15 protein-coding genes and 1 riboswitch are annotated in these 18,733 nt (G+C 72.0%); of the genes, 8 read left to right on the top strand and 7 right to left on the bottom strand.

Features of this window, described 5'->3' with window-relative positions; all coding sequences use genetic code 11:
* Positions 1-50 precede the first annotated feature (50 nt).
* Complete coding sequence (locus ACGH7X_RS23950) at positions 51-1,139, bottom strand: AAA family ATPase (protein WP_399897299.1); 1,089 nt, start codon at positions 1,137-1,139, stop codon at positions 51-53.
* A 224-nt stretch (positions 1,140-1,363) separates the two neighbouring features.
* Between ACGH7X_RS23950 and ACGH7X_RS23945 the strand changes: the two genes are divergently transcribed.
* The gene (locus ACGH7X_RS23945; RefSeq protein WP_399887752.1) at positions 1,364-2,743 is read left to right on the top strand and encodes an SWIM zinc finger family protein; all 1,380 of its coding nucleotides are present in this window, start codon (positions 1,364-1,366) and stop codon (positions 2,741-2,743) included.
* A 382-nt stretch (positions 2,744-3,125) separates the two neighbouring features.
* Positions 3,126-4,796 carry a DUF5691 domain-containing protein gene (locus ACGH7X_RS23940; RefSeq protein ID WP_399897296.1) on the top strand — a complete coding sequence of 557 codons (1,671 nt, stop codon included), beginning with the start codon at positions 3,126-3,128 and terminating at the stop codon, positions 4,794-4,796.
* A 73-nt stretch (positions 4,797-4,869) separates the two neighbouring features.
* On the opposite strand, the gene ACGH7X_RS23935 is transcribed toward ACGH7X_RS23940, so the two are convergent.
* The gene (locus ACGH7X_RS23935) at positions 4,870-5,286 is read right to left on the bottom strand and encodes a cobalamin B12-binding domain-containing protein (RefSeq protein WP_399897293.1); all 417 of its coding nucleotides are present in this window, start codon (positions 5,284-5,286) and stop codon (positions 4,870-4,872) included.
* A 506-nt stretch (positions 5,287-5,792) separates the two neighbouring features.
* Here ACGH7X_RS23935 and ACGH7X_RS23930 point away from each other — a divergent pair.
* Positions 5,793-6,773, top strand: coding sequence for an esterase/lipase family protein (locus ACGH7X_RS23930; RefSeq protein WP_399887750.1), 981 nt, complete (start codon positions 5,793-5,795; stop codon positions 6,771-6,773).
* Positions 6,774-6,969: 196 nt separating this feature from the next.
* Positions 6,970-8,637 (top strand): peptidoglycan DD-metalloendopeptidase family protein, encoded by a 1,668-nt coding sequence (locus ACGH7X_RS23925; protein WP_399887748.1) that lies wholly within the window; start codon positions 6,970-6,972, stop codon positions 8,635-8,637.
* Between the two features lie 31 nt (positions 8,638-8,668).
* On the opposite strand, the gene pcrA is transcribed toward ACGH7X_RS23925, so the two are convergent.
* Positions 8,669-11,182 (bottom strand): DNA helicase PcrA, encoded by a 2,514-nt coding sequence (gene pcrA, locus ACGH7X_RS23920; protein WP_399887746.1) that lies wholly within the window; start codon positions 11,180-11,182, stop codon positions 8,669-8,671.
* Between the two features lie 252 nt (positions 11,183-11,434).
* Positions 11,435-11,616, top strand: a riboswitch (cyclic di-AMP (ydaO/yuaA leader).
* 7 nt (positions 11,617-11,623) lie between these two features.
* Here pcrA and ACGH7X_RS23915 point away from each other — a divergent pair.
* Positions 11,624-12,793, top strand: coding sequence for an NlpC/P60 family protein (locus tag ACGH7X_RS23915; protein WP_399887744.1), 1,170 nt, complete (start codon positions 11,624-11,626; stop codon positions 12,791-12,793).
* Between the two features lie 278 nt (positions 12,794-13,071).
* A complete protein-coding gene (locus ACGH7X_RS23910; RefSeq protein WP_399887742.1) occupies positions 13,072-14,085 on the top strand; it encodes a tellurite resistance/C4-dicarboxylate transporter family protein in 1,014 nt (337 codons plus the stop codon).
* On the opposite strand, the gene ACGH7X_RS23905 is transcribed toward ACGH7X_RS23910, so the two are convergent.
* The gene (locus tag ACGH7X_RS23905; RefSeq protein ID WP_399887740.1) at positions 14,063-14,416 is read right to left on the bottom strand and encodes a hypothetical protein; all 354 of its coding nucleotides are present in this window, start codon (positions 14,414-14,416) and stop codon (positions 14,063-14,065) included. The two genes, ACGH7X_RS23910 and ACGH7X_RS23905, sit on opposite strands and share 23 nt — an antisense overlap.
* Before the next feature lie 298 nt (positions 14,417-14,714).
* On the opposite strand from ACGH7X_RS23905, the gene ACGH7X_RS23900 reads away from it, so the two are divergent.
* Positions 14,715-15,767: an NlpC/P60 family protein gene (locus tag ACGH7X_RS23900; RefSeq protein ID WP_399887738.1), complete on the top strand. Its 1,053-nt coding sequence runs from the start codon at positions 14,715-14,717 to the stop codon at positions 15,765-15,767.
* Between the two features lie 91 nt (positions 15,768-15,858).
* Here the strand turns inward: ACGH7X_RS23900 and ACGH7X_RS23895 are convergent, their stop codons facing one another.
* The 3 genes from ACGH7X_RS23895 to ACGH7X_RS23885 all read right to left on the bottom strand — a co-directional run bounded on the left by ACGH7X_RS23895 (position 15,859) and on the right by ACGH7X_RS23885 (position 17,956).
* A complete protein-coding gene (locus ACGH7X_RS23895) occupies positions 15,859-16,578 on the bottom strand; it encodes an SGNH/GDSL hydrolase family protein (RefSeq protein WP_399887736.1) in 720 nt (239 codons plus the stop codon).
* Positions 16,575-17,039 carry a cupin domain-containing protein gene (locus tag ACGH7X_RS23890; protein ID WP_399887735.1) on the bottom strand — a complete coding sequence of 155 codons (465 nt, stop codon included), beginning with the start codon at positions 17,037-17,039 and terminating at the stop codon, positions 16,575-16,577. Before ACGH7X_RS23890 ends, ACGH7X_RS23895 begins: the two co-directional genes overlap by 4 nt.
* 83 nt (positions 17,040-17,122) lie before the next feature.
* On the bottom strand, positions 17,123-17,956 hold the full coding sequence (locus ACGH7X_RS23885; protein ID WP_399887733.1) for a helix-turn-helix domain-containing protein: 834 nt from the start codon (positions 17,954-17,956) through the stop codon (positions 17,123-17,125).
* Between the two features lie 281 nt (positions 17,957-18,237).
* Between ACGH7X_RS23885 and ACGH7X_RS23880 the strand changes: the two genes are divergently transcribed.
* Entirely contained in the window at positions 18,238-18,690 is a 453-nt protein-coding gene (locus ACGH7X_RS23880; RefSeq protein WP_399887731.1) for a nuclear transport factor 2 family protein, read from the top strand.
* The last annotated feature ends 43 nt before the right edge of the window (positions 18,691-18,733 follow it).

Here is an 18,733-nt window from a genome sequence, read left to right as displayed (position 1 = left end):
GCCGGTCACGGCTGCCCCGGCCCCACGTCGCGTCCGCGTCCCCGTGCCGTTCACTCGGTCACCTCCCGGCAGGCCCGGTAGAAGTCCTTCCAGCCGTCGCGCTCGCGCACGACCGTCTCGAGGTACTCCTGCCAGACGACGCGGTCGGTGGCCGGGTCGCGGACGACGGCGCCGAGGATGCCCGCGGCGATGTCCCCGGGTCGCAGCACCCCGTCGCCGAAGTGGGCGGACAGCGCGAGGCCTCCGGTGACGACGGAGATCGCCTCGGCCGTGGACAGCGTGCCGCTGGGCGACTTCACCTTCGTACGCCCGTCGCTCGTCAGCCCGTCGCGCAGCTCGCGGAAGACGGTGACGACACGGCGGATCTCGTCACTGCCGTCGGGAGCGGCCGGCAGGTCGAGGGAGCGGCCGATCTGGTCGACGCGGCGCGTGACGATGTCGACCTCGGCCTCGGCGCTCTCCGGCAGCGGCAGCACCACGGTGTTGAAGCGGCGGCGCAGGGCGCTGGACAGGTCGTTGACCCCGCGGTCGCGGTCGTTGGCGGTGGCGATCAGGTTGAAGCCGCGGACCGCCTGCACCTCCTGGCCCAGCTCCGGTATCGGCAGGGTCTTCTCCGACAGGATCGTGATCAGGGTGTCCTGCACGTCGGCCGGGATACGGGTCAGCTCCTCCACGCGGGCGGTCATGCCCTCCGCCATGGCCCGCATGACCGGACTGGGCACGAGGGCGTCCCGGCTGGGGCCGTGGGCGAGGAGCCGCGCGTAGTTCCAGCCGTAGCGGATCGCCTCCTCGGGGGTGCCGGCCGTGCCCTGCACCAGCAGCGTCGAGTCGCCGCTGACGGCCGCGGCGAGGTGTTCGGACACCCAGGTCTTCGCGGTGCCGGGCACGCCGAGCAGGAGCAGGGCGCGGTCGGTGGCGAGCGTGGTGACCGCGACCTCGACGATGCGGCGCGGGCCCACGTACTTCGGGGTGATCACCGTGCCGTCGGGCAGGGTGCCGCCGAGCAGGTAGGTGGCGACGGCCCAGGGCGACAGCTTCCATCGGGCCGGACGCGGACGGTCGTCCTGCGCGGCCAGTGCGGCGAGTTCGGCCGCGAACGCGTGCTCGGCGTGCGGCCGCAACGCCCCGGCCGCGGACATGACGTCGGACGCGGATCCGATCGCGCCCGAATCGACGGACTGCGGCTCCACCGACGCCGAGTTCCCCGATGTCTGTTCCACGAATGCGGGCATGGCTGATTCCCCCTCCAGCTCGGCCGGTTCGATCTGTCATCCACGGTGCACCACGCCACTGACAATCGCTCTGACCTGCGGAAATGCTCTCGCTCGGGCCATTGTCAGTGGGGGGATCTACCTTCGATGTCATGACTCAGCAGGGGGTGCGCTGGACCACGGATCAGGTGCTGGCACTGGCGCCTGACGCCGCGTCACGCAGGGCGGGCAGCAGGCTCGGCGCGGCGGGGCCGTGGTCCGAGGTGGGGAGTTCCGACGAGGGGGCGGTGTGGGGACTGTGCAAGGGCAGCGGCAGCGAGCCGTATCGGACGGTCGTCGACGTCGCGGACGCGTCCGGGCCCGCGTACGCCTGCGGGTGCCCGAGCCTCAAGTTCCCGTGCAAGCACGCGCTGGGGCTGCTGCTGCTCTGGGCGGGCGGAGCCGCTGCGGTGCCGGGCGCGGAGGCGCCGGAGTGGGCGCAGCGGTGGATCGCCGGACGGCGCGGGCGCGGACAGGGCGTACGAGCTGTAGCGGACGGGACGGAGGGGACGGAGGGCTCGCCCGCTCCCTCGGCCGGCTCCGGTGACCCCGAGGCGGCGCGGCGCCGGGCGGCGCGGCGGGCCGAGCGGATCACGGCGGGAGCGACGGAGCTGGAGCAACGGCTGGCGGACCTCCTGCGCGGCGGTCTGGCCGGCGCGGAACAGGCGGGACACGGGCTGTGGGAGGAGACCGCGGCCCGCATGGTCGACGCCCAGGCACCGGGGCTGGCCTCGCGGGTGCGGGAGCTGGGGTCCATACCGTCGTCGGGTCCCGGCTGGCCGGTGCGGCTGCTCGAGGAGTGCGCCCTCCTCCACCTGCTCGACCAGGGCTGGTCGCGCCGCGAGGGGCTGCCCGACGGTCTGGCGGCGACGGTTCGTTCGCGCGTCGGTCTGCCGGCGGCCGCGGACGGACCGCCCGTGCGGGACCGCTGGCTCGTCCTCGCCCAGTACGACACCTCCGACGCACGGCTGACGACCCGTCGCATCTGGTTGCACGGCGCGGAGACGGACCGCACCGCACTTCTCCTCTCCTACGGCGCCGCCGGCCGTGCCCCGGAGCAGGCGCTGCCGGTGGGCCTGGCCCTGGAGGCGGAGCTCTCGGCGTATCCGGGCGCGGGTCAGCGACGGGCGGCCCTGGGGCGGCGGTTCACGCCTCCCGAGCCCACGCGGACACGCCCGAGGGGAGTGACCACCTCACAGGCGGCCGTCCGTTACGGAGACGCCCTGCGCGACGACCCGTGGCTGGACTCCGTGCCGGTGACCTTGGGAGGGGTGGTCCCGGTGCCGGACGGCGGGTCCTGGCAACTGGCGGACGCCGACGGGGACACGGCACTGCCGCTCGCCCGGTCCGCCGGAAACCATCCGGGCCTGTGGCGCCTGGTCGCCCTGTCGGGCGGTGCGCCCGTCACGGTCTTCGGCGAGTGCGGCCACCGGGGCTTCACACCGCTGACGGCCTGGCCGACCGGCCCGGGTCCCGCGGTGCCGCTGTGCTGACCCGTCCCGGGCCATGGAACCAGAGGGGAAACACTTGACCAGCACGCCCGCCCCCACGGAAACGTCCGCACCGACGCCGTCCACCGCGGCAGGGTCGGCCACCGAACCCACGGCCTCTACGCCGGCCGTCGAGCCCACGCCCACCACGTCGGCCGTCGAGCCCACGCCCACCACGTCGGCCGTCGAGCCCTCGGCCACCAGGGTGCCCGGAGCAGACGCCGCCCCCGGGGCTGACGCCGGGCCCGCGGCCACGTCCCGGACCGTGACCACCACCGATCCCCACTTGTCCACCGCACCGGCGCCCACCGTCGACCCCAAGGCCGCCGTCCGGGCCACGGCTGCCTCGACCCCCGAACCCGCTGCCGCGCCGGCTGCCGATTCCCTGCCGGACGCGGGCTCCGTACCGGGCGATGCCGCCCCTGCGGCGTCCGCACCCGCACCCGCACCGGCGGCACCAGTCTCCGGCGCGGGTGTCTGGGAGGAACTGGTCACCGCGGCGTTGCTGGGTACGGACCGGCGCACCCCGCCGGGCGGCGAGGCGGGGCCCGGGGCGGCGGCCGCGCTGCTGGACGCGGCGGCCGCCGAGACCGTCCGCCGCCGTGCCGGGCTGCGGCCCGCCCGCGCGGCCCGGCGCCCCGACCCCGCGCCCGAGGATTCGCGCCCACCGCTGCCGGACGCGGCAGCCCGCCGGCTCACGATGCTGCTGACCGACCGCCCCGGCGCGGCGGGCGGCGGGCGCAGAGGCAGCGCGCCCGATCTGATGGAGCTGTTGCCCCAGTGGCTGGCGACGGCGAACGCCCGGGGTTTCGCGGCCCCGCCCCAGGCGCTTCCGGCGCTGCTGGACGCGGCGCGGGGACGCACGGACCTGCGACCGGCGGCGCTGACGTTCGCGGGGCCCCGTGCCCTGTGGCTGGCCCGGCTGAATCCGGACTGGCGGTTCGCCCTGCGCGCGACGCCGGGCGGAGGGCAGGCGCTGCCCGGCACCGACGCCACGGAGCGGGTAAGACGGCTCTGGGACGAGGGCCTGTTCGCCGAGCGGGTCGCTCTCCTCGCGTCCCTGCGCGCCCGGGATCCCGCCGGCGCGCGCGAGTTGCTGGACTCGACCTGGTCGACGGAGCGGGCCGAGGACCGGCTGATGTTCCTCGACTCGCTGCGGACGGGACTGGCACCGGCGGACGAGCCGTTCCTGGAGCAGGCGTTGGCCGACCGAAGCCGCAACGTACGGGCGACGGCCGCGGAGTTGCTGTCGGCGCTGCCGGAATCGGCGCTGGCCGCGCGGATGGCGGCGCGGGCGGCGACGTCCGTGTCCCTGGACCGGACCCTCGATCCGGCGGCGATAGTCGTCGAGGCGCCCCACGAGTGCGACGCGGGCATGGAGCGGGACGGCGTGGTGGCCAAGCCGCCCGCGGGCCGGGGGGAACGGTCGTGGTGGTTCGGCCAGTTGGTGGAGGCGGCCCCGCTCGCCACCTGGCCGGCCCGGCTCGCAGGACGTTCGGCCGAGGAGATCGTCGCCCTTCCGGTGTCGGACGGCTGGCAGAGCGAGCTGCACGCGGCGTGGTGCCGCGCGGCGGTACGGCAGCGGGACGGCGCGTGGGCGAGGGCGCTGCTGGGAGCGCCCACGGCGCCCGAGGCAGGCGGTCCGGGCGCGGTGTCCCTGGCCGAGCGGGCCAAACTGCTCGGCACCCTGGGCGCGGGCGAACGCGCCGAGTGGGTCGCCGGTTTCATCGCGACGCACGGACTGTCCGAGGCGTTCCAGCTGCTCGGCATGTGCGGGGTGCCGTGGGCCACGCCGCTGGGCCGGGCGGTGGTCGACGCGCTCGACATCGCCCGGGACGCCGGGAGCTACCCGTGGAGCTTCAGCGGCGTCATGGGCCTGGCCGAACGCTGCCTCGACCCCTCGGAGGCGGGCCGTCTCGACGGCCTGCTGGCGATACCGGACGAGTCGGAGGACGCGTCGCCGGGAGCCGGGGGGTACTGGGCGGAGGCGTTCCAGCGGCTCGTCACGACGTTGCGTCTGCGGGCGGCGATGGCCGAGGAACTCCGGGCGGGGTAGGCAGGGCGCGGCGTCGACACGGGGTGGTCCCGCGCGCACGCCCCCGCGCCCACACCGGCGGAGCGGACGGCGATCACGCCTCCGCGTGCTCCCGTACGTTCGCCCGGACCCAGTTCACGATCGACGCCGTGGTCGCCCCGGGAGTGAAGATCTCCGCGACGCCCTTCTCCTTCAGCGGGGCGATGTCCGCCTCGGGGATGATCCCGCCGCCGAAGACCAGGATGTCCGCCGCGTCCCGCTCCCGGAGCAACTCGATCACGGCGGCGAAGAGCGTGTTGTGCGCACCGGAGAGGATGGACAGCCCGATCGCGTCGGCGTCCTCCTGGATCGCGGTGTCCACGATCTGCTCGGGAGTCTGGTGAAGCCCGGTGTAGATGACCTCCATACCGGCGTCGCGCAGGGCCCGCGCGATCACCTTGGCCCCGCGATCGTGGCCGTCGAGCCCCGGCTTGGCCACCACCACGCGGATCGGACCGGCTGCCACACCCATCACTGCCTCCATGAAGCGACTACATCCATCCGTACCGACAAGTACCGCACACTTCACCGACGCCGTACACAGGGGGCACGGCACTCGAAGCCGCACATCCCGCACGAAGTGCGCAAAGTACGCATCCTCGCGGCGCGGAACCCCCGCACCACAGCGTCCGGAGAAGTGAACGAACGTTATCGCCAGCATCCCGCAACCGGCAGTTTCGCGGCGGATACAGAGGGGGAAATCACACGGTGGGACATGTTCGCCGCGCACCGCTCCAGGGCGCGGCGGCCATACGCGCACGGAGAGCCGCAGCGAGGGCAGGACAGGGCAGCAGCGGGCCTCGTCGCCGTTTCACCGACACCACCGGGCCCACAAGGCCCCCAGGGCTCTGATACGGCACGCCGACACGCGGGTAGGGATAAACCTCGCAAACACCACCGATAACTGGTGTCACGGCACTCCACGAGGGCACACGGGGGACAGAGGCGTCCCTGGTCGTGCCGACAGGAGGTCGGCCCATGAAGGTCACCACGGCAGCACTGCCCCTTCTTCCGCTCTTTCAGCGATTCCTGCCCGGCCTCCCCGGTCTACCCGGCCTCCCCGGGATCCCAGGACTTCCGGAGCTGGCACGCATTCCGGGTCGGCTGACCGGGCTCTCCCTGACCCTCCTGAAGGCGAGCGCCCTGGAGGCCGCGATCCTCGCGGGACACCTCCTCCTCTACCCCTCGGGGATCATCCAGGAGCGGCGCCCCGTCTCGGTCCTCCCGCCGGCGGACTCCGAGGACTCGCGGCCCGCCCCTCCCACTCCCCGGCTCCCGGCCCCCGTGAGCCCCCCGGTCATCCTGCTGCACGGCTTCATCGACAACCGCTCGGTCTTCCTCCTCCTGCGCCGCAGCCTGGCCCAGCACGGCAGGCACCAGGTCGAGTCACTGAACTACTCCCCTCTGACCTGCGACATCCGCACCGCGGCCGAGCTGCTCGGCCGGCACATCGAGGAGATCTGCGAGCGGACGGGCAGCGAGCGGGTCGACGTCGTGGGACACAGCCTCGGCGGTCTGATCGCGCGGTACTACGTGCAGCGCCTCAACGGAGACCTCCGCGTCCGGACGCTCGTGACGCTCGGCACCCCGCACACCGGCACCCGGGTGGTCCCGCTGGCGAACGCGCACCCGATCGTGCGCCAGATGCGTCCCGGATCGGCGGTGCTGGAGGAGCTGGCCCTGCCGACGCCCGGCTGCCGCACGCGGTTCGTCAGCTTCTGGAGCGACCTGGACCGCGTGATGGACCCGCTGGAGACGGCCTGCCTCGACCACCCCGACCTGACCGTGGAGAACGTACGGGTCAGCGGCATCGGCCACCTCGCGCTGCCCGTGCACCCCGCCGTGGCCACGGGCATACGGCAGGCACTCGACGCCGTCGAGCAGGAAACAAGCACGGAAACACATGCGGAAACAGGTACGGAAACGGGCAAACACACCGGCGGGCTGACCGTCGCCTGAGTCCGGCGCAACCCGTTCGGCATCGAACAACTCTCGAACACAAAGCCAAACTCGTGCCCGCCGTCCCCCAAAACACGGCCGATTGCCCGTTTCCTTCGGGCGCGAAACCTGAGGAAGATTGTCGTGCCCGTATACCGCCGGGTACAGTCACCGCACTGCTCTGGCAGCCCCTGTTGTCGAGGCGAAAGAGAAGTTGGTGAACGACCGTCACCCGTCGGGGACCATGACCACCCCGGCTCCGGCTTCCGACGCCGCTTCGGCGCAGTACGCGTCGTACGGCACAGGGGAGCCCCAGTACGGCGACCTCACCACGTACGGCGGCTACGACGCCACCGGATTCTCCACCGGCTCCACCGCCACCTCGACCTTCGACGCGGACCCCCTCTTCGGCAGCATGCCGGGCGAGCACTACGCGGGCGCCCCCGAGGCCACCGGTTCGTACGACGCCACCCAGTGGTCCAACGGCAGTGGGCAGGCCCTGAACTACGACGCGTACGCGGCCCAGCACCACGCCGCCTACGACACCGGCGCCTACGACACGACGACCTGGACGGCCGGCTACCAGCAGCCCGGTGCCGTGCCGCCGCAGGCCGCGGGTGCCGAGGCCACCGGACAGTGGGACACCGGCGCCTGGAGCGGGCCGGACCAGTCCGGCGAACCGGCCGATCCGACCCAGCAGTGGAACTGGGGCACGCAGACCTTCGAAACCGGCACCTTCGAGACAGGCACCTTCGAGACAGGCGCCTTCGAAACCGCCGTCTTCGAGACCGGCACTTTCGACTCCGGCACCTTCGAGGCGAACGCCTTCGCGACCGGCACGTTCAACACCGGCGCGTTCGCAGGCGGCCCGGTCGACACCGGCGCCTACGACGCCACGCAGTGGAACCCGGACGCCACCACGACGGACCCGGGCCGACCCACCGAGCACCCCGCTCCGGACGACGCCGCCACGCCGGAGGCCCCGTCGGCCGCCGACGAACCCACCGCGTACGACGGCGAGTTGGCCACCACCGGTGAACTCCCCACGGTGACCCCTCTCCTGGACGACCAGGAAGAGGCCACGCCGGGCGCACGGATCCCGGCCGCACGCACCGCCCCGCGCGGTGCGGCGCGCTCCCGCCGCCGCCAGCCCGCCAAGCGTTCCGCCCTGCTGACCATCGCCGTGCCGTCGGCCTGCGTGATGAGCGTCGCCGGGATCGCCGCCGCCTCCGTCGGTGGCCTGACCGGGGAAGACGGCGCGGAGACCACGGCGTCCGCACCGGACCCGGGCAACGCGAAGGCCGCGCCGGTCAAACCGTCCGCCGCCAACAACAAGCTGGACACCCAGCTCACGAGCCTCGCCGCCGGAGCCGACGACTTCGCCGACCGGGCCAGCCGGACGCAGGAACGCATCGATCTCAAGGCCCAGCAGGCCGCCGAGAAGAGGCGCGCGGCAGAGGAGGCGGCCCGCAAGGAGCGGCTGCGTCCCAAGTTCGCACTCCCGGTGGCGCAGCACGGCCTCAGCGCGTACTACGGGCAGGCCGGCATCAACTGGATGTCCGTGCACACCGGCATCGACTTCCCCGTGTCGTACGGGACGTCCGTGCTGGCCGCGACCGACGGGACGGTCCGTACGCAGTACAACAGCGCGTACGGGAACATGCTGATCCTGACCGCGAAGGACGGCACGGAGACGTGGTACTGCCACCTCTCCAGCTATCAGGTCCCCTCAGGTACGACCGTGAAGGCCGGGGACGCCATCGCGTTCTCCGGCAACTCCGGCAACTCGACCGGTCCGCACCTGCACTTCGAGGTGCGCCCCTCGGGCGGCTCGGCGATCGACCCGCTCTCGTGGCTGCGCAGCCACGGACTCAACCCGCAGTGACGCCGTAACCGCGCCGCACCTCACCGCTGCCTCAGAGCTTCTCCACCGGCGCGTACCGCAGCAGCAGCCGCTTCGGCTTGGTGTCCCCGAAGTCGACCGTCGCCTCGGCGTTCGACCCGGTGCCCTTGACCCCGACCACCGTCCCGAGTCCGAACTGGTCGTGCGTGACGCGGTCGCCGACCGCCAGCGAGACGGCCGGTTGCTCGGCGGAGGCCGACCGGCGCGTGGCGAAGCCGGAGGCGCCCGACGCCGACGAGCGGGAACGGGACGAGGACAGCGAGGCCGCCACGCCCGAGACCGGCGCGGAGGGCGCGGGCCCGTTCGCCCCGGTCCGCTTCCACTCCAGGTGGGGGGCCGGGATCTCCTCGAGGAAGCGCGAGGGCGGGTTGTAGGAGGGCTGGCCCCAGGCGCTGCGCAGCGTCGACCGGGTCAGGTACAGCCGCTCCCGGGCGCGCGTGATGCCGACGTACGCGAGGCGACGCTCCTCCTCCAGCTCCTTGGCCTGGCCGAGGGCGCGCATGTGCGGGAAGACGCCGTCCTCCATGCCGGTGAGGAAGACGACCGGGAACTCCAGGCCCTTGGCGGTGTGCAGGGTCATCAGGGTGACGACGCCGTCGCCGTCCGACCCCGCTGCGTCAGCAGCATCATCAGGCGCTGTGGGGATCTGGTCGGAGTCCGCGACGAGCGCGACCTTCTCCAGGAAGTCGGCCAGCGTCCCGGGCTCCTCGCTCTCGGCCCGCTCCTGCTCGAACTCCAGGGCGACGGCCGCGAGTTCCTGGAGGTTCTCGATGCGGGTCTCGTCCTGCGGGTCGGTGGAGGCCTGCAACTCCGCCAGGTACCCGGTGCGTTCGAGGATCGCCTCGAGGACGGTCGCCGGTCCGGCGCCGGACTCGACGATCGTACGGAGGTCCTCCATGAGCGTGTTGAACCGCTTCACGGCGTTCGCGGAGCGCGCGGCCATGCCGTACGCCTCGTCGACCCGCTTGAGGGCCTGCGGGAAGCTGATCTTCTCGCGCTGGGAGAGGGCGTCGATCATCGCCTCGGCGCGGTCGCCGATGCCGCGCTTGGGGACGTTGAGGATGCGGCGCAGCGGCACCGAGTCCTCCGGGTTGGCCAGCACGCGCAGGTAGGCCAGGACGTCCCGGACCTCCTTGCGTTCGTAGAAGCGGACGCCGCCGACGACCTTGTAGGGCAGGCCGACGCGGATGAAGACCTCTTCGAAGACACGGGACTGGGCGTTGGTGCGGTAGAAGACGGCGACATCGCCGGCCTTCGCCTCGCCCGCGTCGGTGAGGCGGTCTATCTCGTCGGCGACGAACTGGGCCTCGTCGTGCTCGGTGTCGGCGACGTACCCGGTGATCTGCGAGCCGGCGCCCTGGTTGGTCCACAGGTTCTTGGGGCGGCGGGACTCGTTGCGCTCGATGACCGCGTTGGCGGCGGTCAGGATCGTCTGCGTGGAGCGGTAGTTCTGCTCGAGCAGGATCGTCGTCGCGTCCGGGTAGTCCTCCTCGAACTGGAGGATGTTGCGGATGGTGGCGCCGCGGAAGGCGTAGATCGACTGGTCGGCGTCGCCCACCACGCACAGCTCGGCGGGCGGGACCTCGGCCTCGGGCGGCACGTCGACGGGGTGCTCGGAGGTGCCGACCAGCTCGCGGACCAGGGAGTACTGGGCGTGGTTGGTGTCCTGGTACTCGTCGACCAGGACGTGCCGGAAGCGACGGTGGTAGTGCTCGGCTACGTCCGGGAAGGCGCGGAGCAGGTTGACCGTCGTCATGATCAGGTCGTCGAAGTCGAGGGCGTTGGCCTCGCGCAGCCGCGACTGGTAGAGCGCGTAGGCCTGGGCGACGGTCTTCTCGAACCCGTCGGCGGCCTGGGCGGCGAAGTCCTCCTCGTCGATCAGCTCGTTCTTCAGATTGCTGATCTTGGCGCTGAAGGACTTGGGCGGGAAGCGCTTGGGGTCCAGGTCGAGATCCCGGCACACCAGCGCCATCAGGCGCTTGGAGTCGGCCGCGTCGTAGATCGAGAACGACGACGTGAAGCCCAGCCTCTTCGACTCGCGGCGCAGGATGCGGACGCACGCGCTGTGGAAGGTCATCACCCACATCGCGTTCGCGCGCGGGCCGACGAGCTGCTCGACGCGCTCCTTCATCTCGCCCGCGGCCTTGTTGGTGAAGGTGATCGCGAGGATCTGGCCCGGGTGGACGCTCCGCTCGGCCAGCAGGTGGGCGATGCGGTGGGTGAGCACGCGGGTCTTGCCGGAGCCGGCACCGGCCACGATGAGCAGCGGGGAGCCGGAGTGGACGACGGCGGCCCGCTGGTTCTCGTTCAGCCCGTCCAAAAGCGCCGCGGCGTCCAGGGCGGGGCGCGGGGCGCCGTCGCGGTAGTGGGTGTCCCGGTCCGGCGGCGCGTCGAACTTCCCGCCGAACAGATCGTGCGGAACCGGCTCCGGTCCGTGATCGTCCTCGGGTGGCGGCGGGGGTTCCTCCTCGCGACCCCGGGGGGTCTGGAGGCTCGCCAGGAAGTTGTCGTCAAAGAGGCTGCTCATCGCTCTCCGAGTCTAGGGCGCCCCACCGACAACCCGGCGCCACCCCGGAAAATCGCCGGTATCCCGGTGCCGGACACGCCCTGCGACGGGTCATGACACGAAGAGTGACACGAGCGACGCCCCCGCCCGAGGTCACACCCAAGGTCACGAAAATGTATCGGGCATATCACCCACCAACCTTCACAGCGGCCACACGAGTTGGCTACGGTGCGGGCAGGCCGCACGACCCCCACCGGCGAACCTCGCCGGGCCGCGCGGCCTCCGCCGAGTCCGGCGTGCCCGCATGGCATCCGGAGCCGGGGACCCAACCGAGAACTTGGGGTGAATCGGCCGCCCGGCCCTCGACGAGGACGGGACCGCCGTAGGGCAACCCTTCCGTGCCACACCGCCCGAACCCGACAGCTAACCCGGTAGGCGGAGCATTGGAAGGAGTCGCCTCCCTTGGCGTCGCACCGCAAGTCGCGTCCCTCCGGTACACGCGTCGCAGGCATACGGACCCCGGCCATCGCCACGGCGGCCCTCACCTCCGTCGCCCTGCTGTCCCAGACGGCCAACGCCGCGCCGTCGGACGACCGGCCGAGCCTCGAAGAGGTGGAGAAGAAAGTCGACGACCTGTACCGCCAGGCGGGGTCGGCGACCGAGAAGTACAACGCGGCCAAGGAGAAGACCTCCAAGCAGCGGGGGCGCGTCGACACGCTCCTCGACGACGTGGCCAAGCGCACCCAGAAGCTCAACGACGCGCGCGAGGAGCTGGGTTCCTTCGCCTCCGCCCAGTACCGCACGGGTGCGGCGGTCCCGGAGACCGCGACCCTTCTGCTCGCGGACTCGCCGCAGGACTACTTCGACCAGAACCAGCTGATGAGCCGGCTCACCGGCCGCCAGAAGACCGCCGTCGACGACTACGTCACGCAGCAGTCCGAGACGATGCAGAAGCGCCGGGAGGCCACCGAGAGCCTCGAGACGCTCACCGACTCGCAGAACGACCTGAAGACGGCCAAGTCGACCGTCCAGAAGAAGCTCGCCACCGCGCGGGAGCTGCTGTCGGAGCTGACCGCCGAGGAGAAGGCCCGGCTCGCGGCGATCGAGAAGAAGAAGCAGGCGGAGGCCGCGCGCAAGGCGGCGGAGCTGGCGAAGCAGCAACAGGCGCAGCAGGAGGCGGAGCGCCAACGGCAGGAGGAGGCCGCCCAGCAGCAGGAGAGCGGCACCGGTTCGTCGGAATCCTCGGGATCGTCGACGCCGGACACCTCGAACGGCACCAAGGCCGAGAAGGCGATCGCCTTCGCCCGCGCCCAGATCGGCAAGCCGTACGTCTGGGGCGCCACGGGCCCCGGCTCCTACGACTGCTCGGGCCTGACCCAGGCCGCCTGGAAGGCCGCCGGCGTGACCCTGCCGCGCGTCACCTACGACCAGGTCGACGCCGGCACGACCGTCTCCGTCTCCCAGGCACAACCCGGTGACCTGGTCTTCTTCTACGACGACATCAGCCACGTCGGCCTCTACATCGGCGACGGCATGATGATCCACGCGCCGAAGCCGGGCGCGTACGTCCGCGAGGAGTCGATCTTCTACGACGGCGAGTCGTCGATCTACAGCGTGGTGCGCCCGGCCTGACCCAGGTGGGTCTCAGGGCCTGCCCGGCGGATCATGCCGCAGACGCGGGGTCCGGCACGCACTCCCCCACTGCCTTAAGGGCGTGGGAGGGGCCCCCAGGCGTTGCCGTCGGTCGCCGACTCCCCCACGCTCGGCTTCGCTCGCGGGGGGGGACCCCCATCGCGTCGGCTCCCTCCTCCGCCTTGCAGCCGCACGCACCGGACCCCGCTCACCGGCGCTGATCAGATGCCGTGTCTTTCCTGCGACCTGATCCGCCGGGCAGGCCCTAGCATCGGCGCATGTCTTCGGCCACCTCTCCCCACGCCCTGCGCGCCTGGTGGGCGCAGCGTCCGCCGGCGGCCGGGGCCGCGGTGATGGCGACCGGCATCGTGTCGGTCGCCCTGCATCTGACGGGCCGCGAGGTCCTGTCCCGGATCGCCCTGGTCCTGGCCTGTGCCGCCTGGCTGACGCTGGCGACGAACTTCGTCTACCTGCTGCTGGTCGAGCGCGCGCAGTGGCTGACGCGGGCGGGCACGCCGGGCGCGCTCACCGCCGTCGCCGCGACGACCGTGCTCGGCACCCGCTTCTCGCTGCTCGGCTCGTCACCCCTGGCGGCGGTGCTGCTGACGCTGGCGGCGCTGCTGTGGCCGTGGCTGCTGGTCCTGGTGGTGCGGCACTGGGGACGGAGGATGCCCGGGGCGGTGTTCCTGGGCTGCGTGGCCACGGAGGGACTCGCCGTGCTCGGCGCCACGCTGGCCGCCGCCACCTCGACGGCCTGGCTGGCGCACGCCGCCCTGGTGCCGTTCTGGCTGGGCATCGTGCTCTACCTGATCGCGCTGTTCCGCTTCGATCTGCGGCAGGTGGCGCGCGGCTCCGGGGACCACTGGGTGGCGGGAGGCGCGCTCGCCATCTCGGCCCTCGCGGGCGCCAAGCTGCTCGCGGCGGCCGGGACCGGCATGTACCTGTGGAACGCCGACGACCACGCCGTTCTGCACGACCTGACCGTCTTCCTGCTCGCCCTCGACCTCGCCTGGTACGTCGTCCTCCTCGCCGCCGAGATCGTGTGGCCGCGGGTCCGCTACGACGTACGCCGCTGGTCGACCGTCTTCCCGCTCGGCATGACGGCGGCGGCGGCACTGTCCGTGGCCGCCGTCGTCGACGTCCCGTGGCTGGACGCGCCGGGGCGGGCGCTGCTGTGGATCGCGGTGGCCGGGTGGCTGGCGGTCGCCGCGGGGGCGGTGGTCCAGGCCCGGACCGGGCTGCGGTCGGCGGGAACGGACGCCGGGACGGTCAGGTCCACAGCACCGCGATGAAGATGTTCGCCACGGTCAGCAGACCCACCAGGCCGAACAGCGGCTTCTCCACCTTCTCGTCGTCGCGCTTCACGTAGACCAGGCCGAGGATCACGACCAGTACGGCGAGCTTCACGCCGATCTTGACGTTGTCGACGGCGGTGTCCTGCGCCTGGTTGAGGCCGACGAGGACCGCTCCGGTGACGAGCATCGTCAGCGCGCCGTGCAGCATCGCGGGGGTGAAACGGGCCGCGCCCTGACCCATCGCCTTCATCTGGGTCAGGAAGCCGCCGAGAAGCGCGGCGATGCCGACGATGTGCAGACCGACGAAGAGGTGGATGAGTACGTCCATGGGGCCGGAGCCTAATGAGGAGCCCGAGGCGCCTGGACACCGGCCCGCCCCGACGCCCCATAACAGCTCACGCCCCTCACCCGCCCCCGATCCGTCACATCGGTCATCACCCTGCGTGAAGCCGACGGCCGCCGGGCGGGTTCACGCTCACATACAGTCGCCGCCCGATCCGCAACTGCCACTTCCGCACATCCCGTCACCGGGCCGTTACCGACGCGCCTAGCGTCCTCACCCAGGCAGCCGAAGTCGAGCTGCGCCGGGGGCGGAGTCGAGTCGTACGAAAGGACGTGGATCGCAGGTGGGAGCGCACCGCAAGCCGCGACAGCGGGCGACGGGCGGCGGCAGAGCCCGTACGGCGGCCACGATCACCCTCGCGGGAGCGGCCACCGCGACGGGCCTGGGCGGGACCGGGCACGCGGATCCGCAGCCCACGGCGGCGCAGGTCAGGGCCAAGGTGGACAAGCTCTACCAGGAGGCTGAGGTCGCCACCGAGAAGTACAACGGCGCGAAGGAGAAGGCGGCCACCGCCGAACGGCGCCTGGAGGAGCTGCGGGACGAGGCGGCGCGCAAGGAGGACCGGCTGAACACCGCGCGGGAGGCGCTGGGTTCGGTGGCCGCGGCGCAGTACCGCAGCGGCGGCCTCGACCCGGCGCTGCAACTCGCGCTCTCCACCGACCCCGACGGGTATCTCGACGGCGCCGCCTTCGTCGAACGGGCGGGCAGCCGGCAGAAGGCCGCCGTCGGCCGGGTGCGCAAGCAACTGCGCGACATCGAACAACTGCGCGGCGCCGCCCGTCTCGAGCTGAGCTCGCTGAAGTCGCGCCGGGCCGAGCTGAAACGCCACCGCGAGACCGTCACCGGCAAACTGGAGACAGCCCGCCGCCTGCTGTCCGGCCTCACCGCCGAGGAACGCGCCGGCGTGGGCCACGGCACGGCCGCCCGCGCCTCCCGCAGCGCCTCAGGCCCCCGAGGCGCACTGCCCGCCCCGGCCCAGGCCCCCAACTCCCGCGCCGCGGCGGCCGTCGCCTACGCCCACCAGAAGCTCGGCAGCCCCTACGTCTGGGGCGCGACCGGCCCGAACGCCTTCGACTGCTCGGGCCTCACCCAGGCCGCCTACCGCGCCGCCGGGGTCTCCCTGCCCCGCACCACCTACGCCCAGATCGACGCGGGCCGACGCGTCCCACGGTCCGAACTCCGCCCCGGCGACCTGGTCTTCTTCTACTCCGGCATCAGCCACGTCGGCATCTACATCGGCAAGGGCCAGATGATCCACGCCCCCAACCCGTCGGCACCGGTCCGCGTCGCCCCGGTCGACGAGATGCCGTTCGCGGGGGCTGCGCGGGTCGCGTGACGGCTTGACGGCGACGGTCACGGGCGGCCAGGGCGGCCAGGGCGGCCTCGGGGAACATCGGGGCCGGGGAAACTGAACACGCCGGAACCGGCTACGCGCTCCGCGTCGGCAGACAATTGTCGATGACCTCGGCGACAAGGGCGGCGCCACGGCTGTTCTGATGGATGTGGTCGGTTGTGAGCACGAGACCTCGGCGCCGCGAGATCGTGTCGAGGCTGCGGCGCAGCACGGCGTGCTGGACCAGGACGCCGACGCCCGCGGCGGGCGTCGGCTCCCGGTACGGGATCGGCGGCGGGCCCGCTTGACGTAGCTCCTCGATCTGGCGTTCGTGGAGCGGGAGGTAGGTCGCCTCGTTGGCGGTGGCGACCTCGGCGATCATCCGGCTGTACGCCAGCGATGCTTGCGCCGCCGCTCCGTCGAGTTCTTGGCCGAGGACCGGGAGCGACACCAGACCGATCGTCGCGTCGGTCTCCGTTCGCAGCCGTTCGACGACGGCTCCCAGGCACTGCTGGAACCAGCCGGCCGACGGGCGCTCGGGGAGTTGTTTGCGCTTCATGGCGCGCTCCACGGGGTAGTCGGCGAGGCTCGCTCGGGCGTCGTTGGTCCCGATCAACACGGTGATCACATCAGGCGGGTCCGCGACGACGGCATCGAGGCGTCGCGAGAGGTTGTAGGCGAAGTCGCCGTTGGCGCCGAAGCGGGCGATCCGCATGTCGCCGGGAGGGTGGCGTCGTTCGAGAAGGTCCAGGTAGTCGACGCTGAGCTGCGCGCGGGTGAGGCTGTCGCCGAGGCACGCGACGCGTGTCGTCACGGCGCTTGCGGGCCGGGCGTGCCGACGTGTTCGGTCGGGCTCTCGGTCCGGGGACGGTGGTCGGTGCCGAGGCCGGCGGTGATGGACAGGATGGACGACGGCCCCGTCATGTCGACCGCGTGCCATGCCCCGGCCGGGTTGACCGTGGCCTCCCCCGGCCCGAGCACAACGCGGTCGGGCACCCCGTCCACATCGCGGGTGACCGTCACCGACCCGCTGAGGCAGATGACCAGTTCGTCGCCGGCGGGGTGGCGCTCCCAATGGTCGCCGAGGCCGTCGCCGTCGAAGATCGCCACCATCCGGCCCTCGGCGCCGTCCGCTGCGACGGCGGCGCTGTATGCCTGGAGCACCTCCGGGTTCCAGGCGAAACCCTCGACGGGTTTCGCTCGCGATCCCAGCCCGAGGTGCACGGGCGTGGTCCGCAGGTCGATGGCATTGCGTTCGTGGTTGACGAGTCTCATGCCGACGATCGTCACAGGACGACGATCGGGTGGTCTTGAAGGAAAGGGAACGGAAGCCGACGCGACGGGCAGCCGGTTGGCGACTACCCGGTCCCGAGGAGGACTTCGCCGCGACGCCAGGCCGTCGGCGGTCGGCCCGTGAACTCGCGCCAGTCCCGCACGAGATGGGCCTGGTCGGCGTAGCCGGAGACGCTCGCCACGTCGGCCCACGGGAGCGGGTCGTGCGCCGTCGCCAGTTCGTGTGCGTGCTCGAAGCGCAGAACTCGAGCGAAGGTCTTCGGCGACAGGCCCACCTCACCGCGAAACCGCTCGGTGAGATACCGACGGCTCCAGCCCAGTTCTGCGGCGACCGCCTCAACCTGAACGCGGCCCCGCGCGGCGACGAGGTGGCGCCATGCCTCGGCCACCTCGGGGCGCACCCGGGGCACGCGGTCGCCGCCGCCGCGCTGGACGGCTTGCAGGAGCAACTCGTCCAGCGCGGCGAACCGCGCGGTCCATGTTGTCGCCGCTCGGAGCCGTTCGACCAGCTCGACGCCAAGCGCTCCGAGAAGCTCGTCGAGTGGGACCAGCCGGTGGGCGAGCGCAGCGGCGGGCATGCCATAGACGGCCCGGGCCCCGAGCGGTGTCAGCGACACCTGCACGCCTTGCTGGCGTCCGTCGTGGTGGATCGCGACGGACCGGCACATCAGACCGCCGGCCACGCTGTCGAATCGGGTGACCGGTGACCCGTCGTCGACGCCCGCCGCCACCTCCAAAGGGTTGGACAGGCTGATCACCGCAGTGAGCACGCGGCCCGGCGGACCGCAGTGCACCCCCGCCGGGAACCCGCGCAGGTCGAAACCGACATACGAGCCGACGTACCGCCGCAAGGCGGGTGCCGGACGCGCATCGATCCTGGTGGCCTTATGGTCTTCCACCCTCGTCAGTGTAGGAACCGTTGAGCCGGTGAACCCAGCCCCGAGCGTTACACAGTGCTACATGCCCGTACGCCGTAGTTGTACGAGAACAGGGCCGTCAAGGACGTTGTCCCGTCGCATTGAAGCTGTCGGGTTCTCACACGTTCTCGTTCGTGCTGGCGGATCCTCAATGCGGTGCGCTCTGAGCGGGGCCGTGTCACATTCCGGAGAGCCGTGTCGTCGTACCCATGGCAGCCCGGTGTCGTTCGTGCACCGAGCTCAAGGCCATGAGGAGGAAAACGATGAGTGACTTTCAGGCCATCGCGGATCGCGTCGAGATCGAGGCGATCCGCGGTGAGTTTACCGACGCGGCGATGATGCGCGACTACGACCGTCTCGCTTTGCTGTTCACACCGGACGGGGCGCTGCGGATGCCCAATATCCCCGTTGAGCTCGACGGCCAGGAGGCGATCCGCGCCTGGGGCAGGCGGGTGCCGGACTTTGTGGACTTCCTCGTGCAGAACACGCACCCGGGCCTGATCCAGCTTGACGGCGACACAGCGTCCGGCCGTGCATATATGTCAGAGATCGGGCGTGGCCGCGACGGCAGCGGGGGGCTGAACTACGCCATCTACCATGACCGTTACCAGCGCACCAGCGACGGCTGGAAGTTCGCTGAGCGCGTCTACGAGATCCGATACGAAGACACCTCGCCGCTGGCCGGCTCGCCGCCCCGCCCGGCTGAGGATGCGTGACCAGCCCACCGCGAAAGCCAGGTCGTTTGAGAACACCAGTCAT

The sequence above is a fragment of the Streptomyces sp. BBFR51 genome (assembly GCF_044591655.1).
GTDB lineage: Bacteria > Actinomycetota > Actinomycetes > Streptomycetales > Streptomycetaceae > Streptomyces.
Note: the sequence above shows the minus strand (reverse complement) of the source record. Positions and strands in the feature narration are given on the sequence as shown.